Below are 15,122 nucleotides of genomic sequence, written 5' to 3' on the forward strand. Positions count from 1 at the left end.
CCGGTCCGCGAGATGCAACCGTCACCCAGATAGAGGCCGAGGAGGTAGCTGTAGGCTTCCGCGTCTGCGGGGGGTCGGGGTATCGGCTCGCATCGGGGGCAGGTGGAGTCCTGATGCTTGTCGACCAGCGAGGGGTCGGTTCGCCAGGTGCGCAGTGTCGACCGGTGGATGCCGAGGCGTCGACTGACCTCGCTATAGGAGATGCCAGAGTTCAGCATGTTCACCGCTGAGCGGCGAATGTGAGGTGCGTACATAGGGTGAAGCATTGCTCACGCATGCGACATTCCCTGGTGTCAGAGGTGGTCTCGGCGATGAAGGGTCCCGAGCAGCGAAAAAGCCACCCTCGCGGGTGGCTCTCGGTGCCCCGAGTGGGATTCGAACCCACACTGTATCGTGTTTGAGACGATTCGCTCTGCCGTTGGCGTATCGGGGCATTCTGCCTAAATCGGACACTGGATCGGTCCGCGCAGCTCTATCGAGCCGACCCTACCTCACCAACAGTGACGTCACGATTGGCGCGCATTGCCGGTCCCGACGTCCAGCATCCTAGCGGATCTCGGTAACCTCGTGTACGTGACGAGGACGCAGAGCCGCGTGGTGATCGCGGAAGACGAGGCCCTGATCCGCCTGGACCTCAAGGAGATGCTCGAAGAGGACGGATACACCGTCGTCGGCGAGGCCGGTGACGGCGAGACCGCTATCCGGCTTGCCCAGGAGCTGAAGCCCGATCTGGTGATCACCGACATCAAGATGCCGGTGCTCGACGGCCTGTCCGCCGCCGAGCGCATCGCCGGGGAGCGCATCGCCCCGGTCGTGATCCTCACCGCCTTCTCCCAGCGGGAGCTGGTGGAACGGGCGCGTGAGGCCGGGGCCATGGCCTACCTGGTCAAGCCCTTCAACAAGTCGGACCTGGTTCCGGCGATCGAGATGGCCACCTCCCGCTACGCCGAACTGGCCGCGCTGGAGTCGGAGGTCAGCAGCCTCCAGGACCGTCTCGAGACCCGCAAGCTCGTCGAGCAGGCCAAGGGACTGCTCCAGAGCCGCCACGGCATGAGCGAGCCCGAGGCGTTCCGATGGATCCAGAAGAACTCCATGGACCGTCGGCTGACGATGCGCAAGGTCGCCGAGACGGTCGTCGAGACGCTCGGCGGCGCGCAGGGCTGAGCGCCGGGACCCCAACCTCTCGCGGGGGCCGCACCCGATCGGGTGCGGCCCCCTTCTGTTCTCCTGCGCACCTCCTGTGGTGGAAACGTGCAGATCAGCTGGTGTTCGCGGCGAAAACTAGACACTCGTTCAGGGTCAACCGGGTGAAGGTACCGGTTCGGTCTCGGTTGCGCACGATGGGATGACGGTTGCATCACGTGGCTTAAGCAGGGCTGAATGACCTGGCTAAACCGGGCTAAACTCACCGCACCGAACAGCAAAGGACAACGGTGTCGAATGTGTGCATTCGGTGCCGCCAACCTCAGATGCGCAAGGAGCGCGCGTGCGCACACGTCTCGTGACCGTGCTGCTCGCCCTGATCACCGCCATCCTGGTGATCCCCGGGCCAGCGGCGACGGCAGACGAACAGGGCGGTGAGTCGCTGCACGGTCGGATCCTCAACCCGCAGGACCGGGACCAGGGTGTCGAAGGCATCCTGCTCACGGTCTTCGAGGGTGAGGACGAGATCGCTGCGGCCGAGACCGGCCCTGATGGAAATTGGGAAGCGGAGCTGCCCGGACCGGGTGAGTACCGCGTGGTCGTGGACCAGGAGTCCATCCCCAGCGAGTTCGCGCTACGGGAGACGTCGCTCGTGGTCGAGGGTGAGGCCACGGCCGAGGTCGAGGCGGGTGATCAGCGGCCGCTGATCATCGCGCTGGACGTGGCCGGCGCCGCGGACGAGGATTCCCCCTCTCCCTCGGGCGAGGGGGCGGAGGGCTCCGACGGCGGTGACGCACCGGCCGATGACGACTCCGTCGAGACGGGTGCCGACAGCGGCGGTTCCTTCGGGGACCGGTTCGCCCAGCTCACCGCGTCGGGTCTGCTCTACGGCCTGGTGATCGCGGTGTCCGCGATCGGTCTGTCGCTGATCTTCGGGACCACGAAGATGATCAACTTCGCCCACGGCGACATGGTCACCTTCGGCGCGATGATCGCCCTGCTGTTCAGCACGGGTGCGGCGGGGATGGGCAACTCCCTCCTGGCGATCTTCCTGGGGCTGGCCGGGGCCGTGCTCCTGGGCGGTTTCTTCGAGGACAGGCTTCCCCGTACGACGCTGGTCGTCGCCCAGTGGTCGGCCATCCTCCTCGGCATCGTGCTGGCGACGGTGCTCGGCGTGATGGGCGACTCGGTGGGCTGGCAGGTTCCCCTGTGGGGCGCGGCCGTGATCGCCGTGCTGATGGGCGGGGTCCTTGGCGCCGGTATGGAGCGCTACATCTGGCGTCCGCTGCGGCATCGCAACGTGGCGCTGATCCAGATGTTCATCGTCTCGATCGGGCTGGCCCTGGTGGTGCGGCACGTGGTCCTGGTGCTCTTCGGGGCGGGGCGTGAGCGGTACGCGGGTTACCAGATCCAGGATCCGGTGGACCTGGGGCCGATCGCGCTTCCGCCGCGTGACCTGGTGGTCATGGGTGTGGCCGTGGTGGTGCTGGTGGGGGTGGCCTGCCTGTTGCAGTTCACCCGGATCGGCAAGGCGATGCGCGCGGTGTCGGACAACCGGGACCTGGCGGAGTCGTCGGGTATCGACGTGGACCGCGTGACGCTGTACGTGTGGGGGCTGGGCGGTGGCCTGGCGGCCCTGGGCGGTGTGCTCTACGGGCTGAACCAGATCGTGGAGTACGAGATGGGCTTCCGTCTGCTGTTGCTGATGTTCGCCGCGGTGATTCTGGGCGGTCTCGGCACGGCCTACGGTGCGATGGTCGGTGGTTTGGCCGTGGGGTTGGTGGCGATGCTGTCGACCCTGTGGTTCCCGACCCAGATGATGCAGGCGTGGGCGTTGGCGCTGATGATCCTGATGCTGCTGGTCAGGCCGCAGGGCCTGCTCGGTCGGCGCGAGCGGGTCGGCTAGGGGAGGCAGACGATGGACATTGTTTCGATCCTCGCGGAGTCGACCCGGTCGGCGTTCGGTCCGATCGCGGCGATCTACGCGTTGGCGGCGATCGGCCTGAACCTGCATTTCGGGTACACGGGTCTGCTGAACTTCGGTCAGGTCGGGTTCATGCTGGTGGGTGCCTACGGTGTGGGCATCAGTGTGGCGGTGTTCGACCTGCCGCTGCTGGTCGGGTTCGCCGTCGGGATGCTGTGCGCGCTGGTGTTGGCGCTGCTGCTGGGTATTCCGACGCTGCGGTTGCGGGCGGACTACCTGGCGATCACCACGATCGCGGCGGCGGAGGTGATCCGCCTGGTCTATCGGGCGGGTTTCGCCGAGCCGCTGACCGGTGGTGTGTACGGTCTGCAGAACCTGGCGGACGGTTTCCGCGTGCTGAACCCCTTCGACGGGGGTGAGCGCTACGGTGTGGGCGCCCTGTCCTACAACGGCAACCACATGTGGGTGCTGGCGGTGACCTGGGGTCTGGTGGCCGTGATGTGCGGTCTGGTGTGGATGCTGATGCACAGCCCGTGGGGGCGTGTCATCAAGGGCATCCGGGAGGACGAGGAGGCCGTCCGCAGCCTGGGCAAGAACGTGTTCGCGTACAAGATGCAGATCCTGGTCCTGGGCGGTCTGGTCGGTGCTCTGGCGGGTTGCATGTTGGCGGTGTACCAGGCGTCGATCCAGCCGGACCAGTTCAAGCCGCAGGTGACGTTCTTCCTGTGGGTGATCCTGCTGCTCGGTGGTGCGGGTCGGGTGTTCGGTCCGGTGCTGGGGGCGATGGCCTTCTGGTTCCTGATGAACTTCACCGACGGCCTGCTCCGGGGTATGGGTTCGATGGGTTGGTTCCCGTTCCTGGACGGGCCGGACTACGGTGCGATCCAGTTGGCCTTCGTCGGTGTGCTGCTGGTGGTGCTGATCGTGTTCCGGCCGCAGGGTCTCATCGGCGACCGCAAGGAGATGTTGATCAATGTCAAGTGAGACGACGAACTCCTCCGCGGGTGTCGGGGTCGATCGGATGGCCGGTGCGGAGCCGGTGCCGGGTTCGGGTAAGTCGGATCCGATCCTGGTCGCTGACGGTGTGCGCCGTTCGTTCGGTGGTCTCAGGGCCGTCGACGTGGAGCACCTGGAGGTGCAGCGCGGGACGATCACGGCGTTGATCGGCCCGAACGGTGCGGGCAAGTCGACGCTGTTCAACCTGTTGACCGGGTTCGACCGGGTGGATCAGGGCGAGTGGACGTTCGAGGGCGCCAGGATCGACGGCAAGCCGGGCCACAAGGTCGCGCGCGCCGGGATGGTGCGGACGTTCCAGCTGACCAAGGCGCTGACGCGCATGACGGTGCTCGACAACATGTTGTTGGGGGCGCAGGGGCAGCTCGGTGAGCGGATGGCCGGCGCCTTCCTGCGGAACGTGTGGGCCGGGCAGGAGCGTGGGAACACCCGGCGGGCGCTGGAGCTGCTGGAGCGGTTCAAGCTCATCGACAAGCGCGACGACATGGCGGGTTCGCTGTCGGGCGGTCAGCGCAAGCTGTTGGAGATGGCTCGGGCGCTGATGACCGATCCGTCGATGATCATGCTGGACGAGCCGATGGCGGGTGTGAACCCGGCGTTGGTGCAGTCCCTGCTGGGTCACATCACGTCGCTCCGGGACGAGGGCAAGACGGTCCTGTTCGTGGAGCACGACATGGACGTGATCATGGGGATCAGCGACTGGATCGTCGTGTTGGCGCAGGGGCGGGTGATCGCTGAGGGCCGTCCCTCGGACATCCGCTCGAACCAGCAGGTGATCGACGCCTACCTGGGTGCCCAGGAGGACGACTCGGCCGAGGCCCGGGGGAGTGGTGATGACTGAGAAGGACGACCTGGGAACGGCGAAGGTTCCCTCGGAGGCCGAGGTCTTCGAGAGGCACCGTGAGGAGGTCCTGGAGCACGCGGGCGCCGAGGCGGTCGGTGAGGTGGGTGGTCCGGACGACTACCTTCTGCTGGCCAAGGAGTTGGTGGCCGGGTACGTGCCCGGGGTGAACATCCTCAACGGGTGTACGTTGACGCTCACCGAGGGTGAGGTCGTGGCGATCATCGGCCCCAACGGTGCGGGTAAGTCGACGCTGATCAAGACGATCTTCGGGCTGATCCCGGTGCGCGAGGGCGGTCTGACGCTGCGGGGTTCGAGTATCAAGGGCCTGGCGGCGCACAGTCTGGTCGAGCGCGGCGTGGGTTACGTGCCGCAGACGCAGAACGTGTTCCCGTCGTTGACGATCGAGGAGAACCTCCAGATGGGGGCGTTCCTGCGGCCGAGGTCGTTCGCGCAGCGGTTCGCCGTGGTGGCGGAGCTCTTCCCGTTGCTGGGTGAGCGGCGTAGGGCGAAGGCGGGTTCGCTGTCGGGCGGTGAGCGCCAGATGGTGGCGATGGGTCGTGCGTTGATGATGGATCCGTCGGTGCTGTTGTTGGACGAGCCGACGGCGGGGTTGTCGCCGATCTACCAGGAGGAGGTCTTCCAGCGGGTCAAGGAGGTCAACTCCACGGGTGTGTCGGTGATCATGGTGGAGCAGAACGCCCGGCGCTGTCTGCAGATCTGTGATCGCGGTTATGTGCTGGACCAGGGCCGTAACGCGTACACGGGGTCGGGTCGGGACCTGTTGACCGACCCGAACGTGATCGAGCTGTACCTGGGGACGCTGGCCAGGGACTGATCCGGTCGTCGGTGGGGGCGGGGCCTGCGGGCTCCGCCCCTTCGTCGTGTGCGGGGCCTGGGCGGGTCGCCCATCGCCGTGTGGGAAGTGTGCCCGGCGCCCTTCTTCGCGTGCCCGGCCGGGGTGTGCGGTGTTCGGGGGCGCCGGGGCGGTGTCGGTCCGGTGCGGTGCACGTCGACGGGCCTGGGCGGCCCCGGCGGGTGAGGTGCCGGTGGGGGAGACGGGGCGGGCCGATGCGGTCGCCTTGAGGGCTCCGCAGTGGTGGTGCGGCCGTGTCAGGGGTTGGCGATGGTTCTCGGGGCACGGTGTGGGTGGTCGTGGCCGCCCGTGGCGGTTCCGGTCGTTTCCGCGGATCGTCCGGTGCGCCGTGCGCCGTGCGCCGTCGCGTGGTCGTGGTTGCGGCCGCGCCCGAGGCCGTGTGGCGGCCGTGGGGAGGCGTGCACAGCAGAGCGCCCCGGGACGGGTGTCCCGGGGCGCTTGCCGTGCGTGGTCAGGGGGCCGGAGCCGCCTGACGGCGTCTCCCTAGTCGTTCAGGGAGTGTTCCTCGTAGGCGAGGACCTCGTGGCCGTCGTCTCCGAAGGCGAAGATCTCGAAGGTGGCGGCGGTCGGGTCGCCGTTGTCGTCGAAGTCGATGTTGCCGCTGACGCCCTGGTAGTTGATGTCCTCACCGTCGGCGATCAGTTCGGCGCACTCGCCGAAGCTGCCGCACTCGGTGCCCTCGGGGCGGCTGACGTTGGGCAGTTCGGCCACGTAGTCGGCGGGGTCGACGCTGCCGGCGGCCTCGGCGGCCAGGGCGATGACGGTGACGCAGTCGAAGACCTGCGGGGCGAACTGGAAGACCTCCAGCTCCGGGTTGAACTCGGTCAGCCCCTCGGAGAACTCGGCGTTGTCGGCGGAGGGGGCGACGCCGGTGACGCCGTTGATGGCGTCGGGGTCGTCCTGGTTGACCTTCTCGCCGAGCTCGGGGTCGTTGAGACCGTCGGTGATGAAGAGCTGCTCGCCCTCGACGCCGCTCTCCAGCAGCTGGGCGATGACCTGGGCGCCCTCCTCGAAGGCGATGAGGGCGACGGCGTCGGGCTCTGAGTCGTTGACGCTGCTGACCACCGAGTCGAAGGTGGTGGCCTCGGGGTCGTAGGTCTCGCTGACCGTGATCTCGGCTCCCAGGGCCTCCAGCTCGGCCTCCAGGTTCTGGGCGTAGCCGGCGCCGTAGTCGTCACCGCGGGCCACGACGGCGACGCTCTGGTTGCCGGCCTCGACGATCTTGCGGGCCATCACCACGGCGGAGAGGCTGTCGCTGGGCGCGGTGCGGAAGTAGTAGCCGTTGTCGTCGATGTCGCTCAGGGCCGCGGAGGTGTTGGAGCCGGAGCACTGGACGATGTTGGCGCTGGTGATGGTGTCGTAGGTGGCCTGGGTCATGCCGGAGGCGGCGGCGCCGATGACGGCGTTGACCTCGTCGGCGACCAGGTTGTTGGCGGCCTGGTTGGCCTGGGCGTTGTCGCCGGCCTCGTCGCCCTCGATGATGGTGGGGACCTCGGTGCCGAGGATGCCGCCGGCGCCGTTGATCTCGGAGATGGCGTACTCGGCGGCGGTGATCTGGGGCGGGCCGAGGAAGGCGAGGTTACCGGTCTGGGGGTAGAGGATGCCGAAGGTGAACGCCTCGCCGCCTCCGCCTTCTCCGCCTTCGCTTTCTCCACCGTTGCCACACGCGCTGATGCCGAGTACCAGGGCCGCGGTCGCGGCTGTGAGGCCGAGCAGCTTCTTGCTTGCCATGGTCGTGGTCAACTCCGTTCAACCGAAGAAGCACGGGCTGCGTGACGCAGGCGTGCCGTAGTGCTGTGCGTCCTGTTATGCCCGCGTTGTGTGGCATTGCTTAATCAGGAGCGTTAGCGGAGCTTAATCACGTATGTTCCCGGCGTGGAAGCTCGGTTCCGGCGTTGGTGCCGACTCGCCGTCATGCTGTTATGGGTCCGTAGTCATCGCAGCTCGTCAGGGCTGTGGTCGTTGGACGGACATCGCTGTTTCGTGATCGCGGGGTGGCGATGTGTCGTGGTTCGCGGGCATGACGAAGCCCGATCGTCGAGGGTCGCGGTACCCCGTGGGGCGCGCGGCGCCGTCGTCGACCGGGCCTGGCGGCGTGCCGCGTGGTGCGGCCCGCGGGATCAGCTGCCGGGCATCTCCCGCAGCATGCACGTCAACCGGGAGGTGCACACCTTCTTGTCCTGGTCGTCGGTGATGGTGATCTCCCAGGTGGCGAGGGTGCGTCCGAGGTGGACGGGGACGGCCACACCGGTGACGTGGCCGCCGGCCGCCGCGCGGTGGTGGGTGGCGTTGATCTCGATGCCGACCGCGACGCGCCCGAACTGGGCGGCGTGGATGGTGGAGCCGATCGAGCCGAGGGACTCGGCCAGGACGCAGGAGGCACCGCCGTGCAGGAGGCCGAAGGGCTGCTGGTTGCCCTCCACCGGCATCCGGCCGACCACGCGCTCGGCGGAGGCCTCGGTGAGCTCGATGCCCACGCGGTCGGCGAGGGCTCCCATGCTGATGGTGCCCTGGTCGAACTGGGCGCGCAGGGACTCGATGTCTGTGGGCATGGTGGTGCCTTCCGGTGGAATGCCCCGTGGGGGTGTTCGTCTGTGGCGCCTGCACCGATCTCCCGGTGATGGCCACGGATTGTCTCGTCCGCATCTTAGGATTTGCCTGTGGTGACCAAGCGAGAGACCCCCGGCCAGAATTCCCGTGCCAGCGCAGCGGCGGACGGCGCCTCCTCCTCAGCGGGTGGTGGCGCGCGGCCCCGCCTGCTGCTCCTGGACGGCCACTCGATGGCCTTCCGAGCGTTCTTCGCGCTTCCCGTGGAGAAGTTCGGGACGAGTACCGGACAGTCGACCAACGCCATCTACGGTTTCACGTCGATGCTGGTCAAGCTGTTGCGGGATGAGGAGCCCACGCACGTGGCGGTGGCGTGGGACCTGTCGGGTCCGACGTTTCGGCACGAGGAGTACGCCGAGTACAAGGACGGGCGGTCCGAGACGCCCGAGGGCTTCCCGTCCCAGGTTCCGCTCACCCAGGACCTCATGCGGTTGATGGGGGTGGCGAACCTGTCGGCTCCCGGTTACGAGGCCGACGACGTGATCGCCACGCTCGCCCACCAGGGCGGCGAGGCCGGGATGGAGGTGCTGATCGCCTCCGGTGACCGGGACGCCTTCCAGCTGGTGACGAGGGACTGCACGGTGCTGTACCCGGGCAAGAGCCTGTCGGACCTCAAGCGCATGACTCCGGAGGCGGTCGAGGAGAAGTACGCGGTCCCGCCGGAGCGGTACCGGGACCTGGCCGCCCTGGTGGGGGAGAAGGCGGACAACCTGCCGGGCGTGCCGGGGGTGGGGCCCAAGACCGCGGCGAAGTGGATCGCCAAGTACGGGTCGCTGGACGAGCTGGTCGCCCACGTGGACGAGGTCACCGGCAAGGCCGGGCAGAACCTGCGCGACCACCTGGACGACGTGCTGCGCAACCAGCGGCTGAACCTGTTGGCGACCGACGTCGACCTGGGCGTGGACGTGGCCGACCTGGGCATCGGAGAGGCGGACCGCGCGGGGATCGACGCGCTGTTCGACAACCTGGAGTTCGCCTCCAACCTGCGTGAGCGTCTGTACGCGGTGATCCGCTCCGGCGAGCCGGAGGGCGGGGCCGACGCGGCGGCGGAGGGGTTCTGCGTCGACCTGACGGTCGCGGACACGGGCGCGGTGGCGGCCTGGCTCACCGAGCACGCGGCGCCCGAGGCGCTGACCGGGGAGGCTCCCGCCGGTGTGGCGGTCGAGGGGGCGTGGGGCCAGGGGAGCGGTCGGGTCGACGCGCTGGCGCTGTGCGTGCCCGGTGGGGCGGCCCTGTACGTGGACCCCTCCGCGCTGGACCCGGCCGACACCGCGGCGCTGTCGGAGTTCCTCGCCGACCGGGACCGTCCGAAGGTCGTGCACGAGTACAAGGGGGCGTCGCTGGCGCTGGGGGCGCACGGGTGGTCCCTGGGCGGAGTGGTCAGCGACACGGCGCTGGCGGCCTACCTGGCGCAGCCGGGCCAGCGGCGGTTCGACCTGGCCGATCTGTGCCGCAGGTACCTGGGCCGGGAGCTGGAGGAGGACACCGACGGCGCGCAGATGGCCCTGGACCTGGGGACGGGGACCGAGGAGGGCGGTGGGCGCCAGCGGTTGTTGGCGGTGCGGGCGGCGGCCACCCGAGACCTGGCGGGCGTGCTCTCGGCCGAGCTGGACAAACGGGGCGGCAGTCACCTGCTGCACGAGGTCGAGCTGCCGCTGGTGGACGTGCTGGCGCGGATGGAGCGGGCCGGAATCGCCGCCGATCTGCCGTACCTGGAGGGGCTCCAGGGCGAGTTCGCGGCCTCGGCGCGCGGCGCGGTGGAGCGGGCGCACGAGATCGTGGGCCGCGAGTTCAACCTGGGGTCGCCCAAACAGCTCCAGCAGGTCCTGTTCGAGGAGCTGGGGCTGCCCAGGACGAAGAAGATCAAGACGGGGTACACCACCGACGCGGACGCTCTGGCGTGGCTGGCGACGCAGACCGACAACGAGTTGCCGGCGGTGCTGTTGCACCACCGGGACCAGACCAAGCTGCGGACGACGGTGGAGGGGTTGATCAAGACCGTCTCCGACGACGGTCGCATCCACACGACGTTCAACCAGACGGTGGCGGCGACCGGGCGGCTGAGTTCGACCGATCCCAACCTGCAGAACATTCCGGTGCGCACGGACGTGGGTCGGCGCATCCGGCGGGCGTTCGTGGTGGGTGAGGGATTCGAGGAGCTGCTCACCGCCGACTACAGCCAGATCGAGTTGCGGATCATGGCGCACCTGTCGGGTGAGCGGGCGCTGATCGACGCCTTCAACAGCGGCTACGACTTCCACGCGCACATGGCGGCGCAGGTGTTTCGCATCGGGGTCGACGAGGTGGACGGTGAGGCGCGGTCGAAGATCAAGGCGATGAGCTACGGCCTGGCCTACGGGCTGAGCGCGTACGGGCTGTCGCAGCAGCTGGGGATCGCCCCGGACGAGGCGAAGAAGTTGATGGAGGACTACTTCGAGCGGTTCGGCGGGGTGCGCGACTACCTGCGGTCGGTGGTGGACGACGCGCGCAGGGCCGGGTACACGGAGACGATCCTGGGGCGGCGCCGGTACCTGCCGGACCTGACCAGTGACAACCGTCAGCGCAGGGAGATGGCGGAGCGCATGGCGCTCAACGCTCCGATCCAGGGGTCGGCCGCCGACATCATCAAGGTGGCGATGCTCCAGGTGGACGCGGCGCTGACCGAGGGCGGACTCGCGTCGAGGGTGCTGCTCCAGGTGCACGACGAACTCGTGGTGGAGGTCGCTCCGGGTGAGCGTGAGCGGGTGGAAAACCTCGTGACGCACGAGATGGGCACGGCGTACGATCTGCGTGTCCCGCTGGCCGTGTCGGTCGGCAGCGGGCAGAACTGGCACGACGCCGCGCACTAGGCGCGCGGGTCGCGCCCCTGGGACATGGGAGGTGGGAACGGTGACGGACACGGGGGGATCCTCCGTGGCGGGCGGGTTGACCGTGGGTTCGGTCACCGTTCCCGCCGACGCCCTGGTGTGGCGCTTCTCCCGGTCCTCGGGGCCGGGCGGGCAGCACGTCAACACGTCGGACACGCGGGTGTCGCTGTCGCTCGACGTCGCGTCGTGCCGGGCGCTCGGGCAGACGCGCCGTCAGCGCGCCCTGGAGCGGTTGTCGGGACGCCTGGTCGACGGGGTGTTGACGGTGTCGGTGCAGACGCACCGGTCCCAGACGCGCAACCGGGCCGAGGCGCGGGAGCGGATGGCCGCCCTGCTGGCCGAGGCGATGGCGCCGCCCGCCCGCAAGCGCCGGGCGACGCGGCCGAGCAGGGCCTCCCGCCAGCGGCGCCTGGACGCCAAGCGGCGGCGCGGTGACGTGAAGCGTTCGCGTTCGCGTCCCCCGTTGGACTAAAGCCCTGTTTTCGGGAATTTTCCTGACTCGCGACGCTACGCCTCGCCACGGGGCGGGGCCGCGGGGCACCCCCTCGGACATGGGGCGGCGTGTAGTTGATCTTGACCACCATGCTCGGGTAAATTGCGGCCAACGTGACCTTCGTCGGGTTGGCGGCCCTGGGTTCCGATTGACCAGGACGCCCATGTCTCATATTCTGGCCAGAGCGTTGTGGGTTCGTGCGGGCGTCTGTCGTCCCCGGTTCGGGGTTCGATGATCGCACCGCTTCGGTCAACACTCTGGACCCGGCGGCCTGTGGCCACGGATGGTTCCGCCTTCCGTGACTGCGGTTCTCACTTCTGGACGACGGATCGACGGGCTCGAACTCGCGGCGTGCCCATTTTCTGAACCTGTCCGTATCCGGAGTCCACCCACAAATGACGAGCAGCACCGAGGCCACCTCGACACCCCAGGTAGCGGTCGACGACATCGGGTCCGAGGAAGCCTTCCTCGCGGCGATCGACGAGACCATCAAGTACTTCAACGACGGTGACATTGTCGAGGGCACCATCGTGAAGGTCGATCGAGACGAGGTCTTGCTCGACATCGGTTACAAGACCGAGGGTGTCATCCCCTCCCGGGAGCTGTCGATCAAGCACGACGTCGACCCCGGTGAGGTCGTCGCCGTCGGCGATCAGGTCGAGGCCCTTGTCCTCCAGAAGGAGGACAAGGAAGGCCGCCTGATCCTGTCCAAGAAGCGCGCCCAGTACGAGCGCGCCTGGGGCACGATCGAGAAGATCAAGGAGGAGGACGGCGTCGTCACCGGCACCGTCATCGAGGTCGTCAAGGGTGGTCTCATCCTCGACATCGGCCTGCGCGGCTTCCTGCCCGCCTCCCTGGTCGAGATGCGCCGCGTGCGCGACCTTCAGCCCTACGTCGGCCGCGAGCTCGAGGCCAAGATCATCGAGCTGGACAAGAACCGCAACAACGTGGTCCTGTCCCGCCGTGCCTGGCTGGAGCAGACGCAGTCCGAGGTGCGTCAGACCTTCCTCAACACCCTCCAGAAGGGTCAGATCCGCAAGGGCGTCGTCTCCTCGATCGTCAACTTCGGTGCCTTCGTGGACCTGGGCGGCGTCGACGGTCTGGTGCACGTCTCCGAGCTGTCCTGGAAGCACATCGACCACCCGAGCGAGGTCGTCGAGGTCGGCCAGGAGGTCACCGTCGAGGTCCTCGACGTGGACATGGAGCGCGAGCGCGTCTCCCTGTCGCTCAAGGCGACCCAGGAAGACCCGTGGCAGCAGTTCGCCCGGACCCACCAGATCGGCCAGGTCGTTCCCGGCAAGGTCACCAAGCTGGTTCCGTTCGGTGCGTTCGTGCGCGTCGAGGAGGGCATCGAGGGCCTGGTCCACATCTCCGAGCTGGCCGAGCGCCACGTCGAGGTGCCCGAGCAGGTCGTCCAGGTCGGCACCGAGATCTTCGTCAAGATCATCGACATCGACCTCGACCGCCGCCGCATCAGCCTCTCGCTGAAGCAGGCCAACGAGGCCGTCGAGCCGGGCCAGGAGGAGTTCGACCCGACCCTCTACGGCATGGCCGCCGAGTACGACGAGCAGGGCAACTACAAGTACCCGGAGGGCTTCGACGCCGAGAGCGGCGAGTGGCTCGAGGGCTTCGAGGCCCAGCGCGACGAGTGGGAGCGCAGCTACGCCGAGGCGCAGGCCCGCTTCGAGGCGCACCGCAAGCAGGTCGAGGAGGCCCGTGCGGCCGAGGCCGACGCCGCCAACGCCCCGGCCGAGGAGGCCGAGGAGGAGTACACCGGCGGTGGCCAGAGCGGCACCACGACCGGCTCCGACTCCAGCAGCGGCGCCCTCGCCTCCGACGAGGCGCTGGCCGCCCTCCGCGAGAAGCTCGCGGGTGGCGAGGCCTGATCAGAGGGCCGGGCTTGACCAGCCCGGCCAGTAGGTCCGTGAGGACCTTCTGACAGCCCCGAAGGGCCGTCCCCACACGGGGGCGGCCCTTCGTCGTGTGGGTCCCGGCCTTCCTCACGCCCCTCCGCTCCCCTGGGACGCGCGCAGCGGTCGGACACGCCCCGATCCCCGGCGGGCCTGATCCGGGACGGGACCGGTGGATGAGGCACGGTCAGGAGCGTTCCTGTGGAAGACTCGCTCCACGAGGAGGCGACGTGTTCGACATCCACCCGGCCACCCCCGCCGACGCCGGCGAGCTCCTGACGCTCCAGCGCGCGGCGTTCGTCGATGAGGCGCAGGCCTACGGCGACCCTTTCATCCTTCCGCTCACCGAGGGCCTGGACCGGATCGACCGGCTCCTGCGGGACGAGGGCGTGCTCGTCCTCAAGGCCGTCCGCGGGGCCCGGATCGTCGGGGCCGTGCGCGCGAGTACGGCCGGCGCGCACGGGGTGATCGGCCGCCTGGCCGTCGCCCCCGACCAGCGCCGCCAGGGGGTCGCCCGGGCTCTGCTGTCCGCGGTGGAGGAGGGGTTGCGCGTCCACAGTCCCGGACTGACCGCCCTGACCCTGTTCACCGGTGCGCAGAGCGCCGACCAGCAGCGCCTGTACCGCGAGCGCGGCTATGCCGAGACGCACCGCGAGCGGGTCGCCGACCACCTGGTGATGGTGCACATGCGCAAGGAACTGGTCCCGGTGGGGGCGTCCACCGAGCCGGTGTGACGGTCGGTCGCGGGCGGCCCGGGGGCGTGCCCTAGGGTCGGTGGCATGCTGACAGTGGGACTGACCGGGGGAATCGGCTCCGGTAAGAGCGCGGTCTCGGCGGAACTGGCGCGCCTGGGCGCGACGGTCATCGACGCCGACGCGATCGCGCGAGAGGTGGTCGAACCCGGCACGGAGGGGCTGGCCGCGGTCGTCGCGGAGTTCGGTGAGGGGGTGCTCGCCCCGGACGGGCGCCTGGACCGGGCCAGACTCGGGGAGATCGTCTTCGCGGACGAGGAGCGGTTGGCCCGGCTCAACGCGATCGTGCACCCTCGGGTGGGGGAGCGCAGCGCCGAGCTGATGGAGCGGGCGCGGGCGGCCGGTGCGCGGGTCGTCGTCTATGACGTCCCGCTGCTGGTGGAGAACGATCTGGGCTCCCTCTACGACGTGGTGGTCGTGGTGGACACCCCCGACGGGACACGTGTGGAGAGGGTGGCCGCCGACCGGGGCATGCCGCGTGACCAGGTGTGGGCGCGGATCCGGGCGCAGGCGGACCGGGAGACCCGGTTGGCCGCGGCGGATCTGGTGGTGGACAACTCGGGGACGCGCGAGGAGTTGGCGGCGCGGGTCGCCGAGGTGTGGAAGGAGTTGCTGGAGCGCGCCTGAGCCCTCCCCCTCGCCACCGCCTCCGTGTTCTTGGCGGGCACGGGATGTCGGGGGCGGTCGGTAGCGT

Annotated in this window: 12 protein-coding genes, 1 tRNA gene and 1 pseudogene; 10 read left to right on the top strand and 4 right to left on the bottom strand. The window is 68.9% G+C overall.

Annotated features, from left to right (window positions below):
- Nucleotides 1-146: 146 nt before the first annotated feature.
- A pseudogene (locus KIK06_RS29220) lies at nt 147-266 on the bottom strand (helix-turn-helix domain-containing protein); the annotation flags it as partial.
- A 94-nt stretch (nt 267-360) separates the two neighbouring features.
- A tRNA-Leu gene (locus KIK06_RS03670) sits at nt 361-433 on the bottom strand.
- 161 nt (nt 434-594) lie between these two features.
- On the opposite strand from KIK06_RS03670, the gene KIK06_RS03675 reads away from it, so the two are divergent.
- The 5 genes from KIK06_RS03675 (at nt 595) to KIK06_RS03695 (ending at nt 5,760) form a co-directional block, all read left to right on the top strand.
- Nucleotides 595-1,164: an ANTAR domain-containing response regulator gene (locus KIK06_RS03675; protein ID WP_017597188.1), complete on the top strand. Its 570-nt coding sequence runs from the start codon at nt 595-597 to the stop codon at nt 1,162-1,164.
- 322 nt (nt 1,165-1,486) lie between these two features.
- On the top strand, nt 1,487-3,049 hold the full coding sequence (locus tag KIK06_RS03680; protein ID WP_268641899.1) for a branched-chain amino acid ABC transporter permease: 1,563 nt from the start codon (nt 1,487-1,489) through the stop codon (nt 3,047-3,049).
- Between the two features lie 12 nt (nt 3,050-3,061).
- Nucleotides 3,062-4,051, top strand: coding sequence for a branched-chain amino acid ABC transporter permease (locus KIK06_RS03685; protein ID WP_017597190.1), 990 nt, complete (start codon nt 3,062-3,064; stop codon nt 4,049-4,051).
- Nucleotides 4,041-4,922, top strand: coding sequence for an ABC transporter ATP-binding protein (locus KIK06_RS03690; RefSeq protein WP_268641900.1), 882 nt, complete (start codon nt 4,041-4,043; stop codon nt 4,920-4,922). The genes KIK06_RS03685 and KIK06_RS03690 overlap by 11 nt, the downstream gene beginning before the upstream one ends.
- Nucleotides 4,915-5,760, top strand: coding sequence for an ABC transporter ATP-binding protein (locus KIK06_RS03695; protein WP_017597192.1), 846 nt, complete (start codon nt 4,915-4,917; stop codon nt 5,758-5,760). Before KIK06_RS03690 ends, KIK06_RS03695 begins: the two co-directional genes overlap by 8 nt.
- A gap of 522 nt (nt 5,761-6,282) precedes the next feature.
- On the opposite strand, the gene KIK06_RS03700 is transcribed toward KIK06_RS03695, so the two are convergent.
- On the bottom strand, nt 6,283-7,530 hold the full coding sequence (locus KIK06_RS03700) for an ABC transporter substrate-binding protein (RefSeq protein WP_268641901.1): 1,248 nt from the start codon (nt 7,528-7,530) through the stop codon (nt 6,283-6,285).
- A 389-nt stretch (nt 7,531-7,919) separates the two neighbouring features.
- Nucleotides 7,920-8,351 (bottom strand): PaaI family thioesterase, encoded by a 432-nt coding sequence (locus tag KIK06_RS03705; protein ID WP_268641902.1) that lies wholly within the window; start codon nt 8,349-8,351, stop codon nt 7,920-7,922.
- A gap of 108 nt (nt 8,352-8,459) precedes the next feature.
- Between KIK06_RS03705 and polA the strand changes: the two genes are divergently transcribed.
- The 5 genes from polA to coaE all read left to right on the top strand — a co-directional run bounded on the left by polA (nt 8,460) and on the right by coaE (nt 15,055).
- The gene (gene polA / locus KIK06_RS03710; protein ID WP_442789735.1) at nt 8,460-11,255 is read left to right on the top strand and encodes a DNA polymerase I; all 2,796 of its coding nucleotides are present in this window, start codon (nt 8,460-8,462) and stop codon (nt 11,253-11,255) included.
- A 40-nt stretch (nt 11,256-11,295) separates the two neighbouring features.
- A complete protein-coding gene (arfB, locus tag KIK06_RS03715; protein WP_017597196.1) occupies nt 11,296-11,745 on the top strand; it encodes an alternative ribosome rescue aminoacyl-tRNA hydrolase ArfB in 450 nt (149 codons plus the stop codon).
- A 416-nt stretch (nt 11,746-12,161) separates the two neighbouring features.
- Nucleotides 12,162-13,652, top strand: a complete 1,491-nt coding sequence (gene rpsA / locus KIK06_RS03720; RefSeq protein ID WP_017597197.1) for a 30S ribosomal protein S1 — start codon at nt 12,162-12,164, stop codon at nt 13,650-13,652.
- Between the two features lie 254 nt (nt 13,653-13,906).
- Nucleotides 13,907-14,410, top strand: a complete 504-nt coding sequence (locus KIK06_RS03725) for a GNAT family N-acetyltransferase (RefSeq protein WP_268641903.1) — start codon at nt 13,907-13,909, stop codon at nt 14,408-14,410.
- A gap of 45 nt (nt 14,411-14,455) precedes the next feature.
- Nucleotides 14,456-15,055 (top strand): dephospho-CoA kinase, encoded by a 600-nt coding sequence (gene coaE, locus KIK06_RS03730; RefSeq protein ID WP_017597199.1) that lies wholly within the window; start codon nt 14,456-14,458, stop codon nt 15,053-15,055.
- Nucleotides 15,056-15,122: the final 67 nt, after the last annotated feature.

Origin of the sequence: Nocardiopsis sp. EMB25, assembly GCF_026797795.1 — a bacterium.
Taxonomy (GTDB): Bacteria; Actinomycetota; Actinomycetes; order Streptosporangiales; family Streptosporangiaceae; genus Nocardiopsis; species Nocardiopsis lucentensis.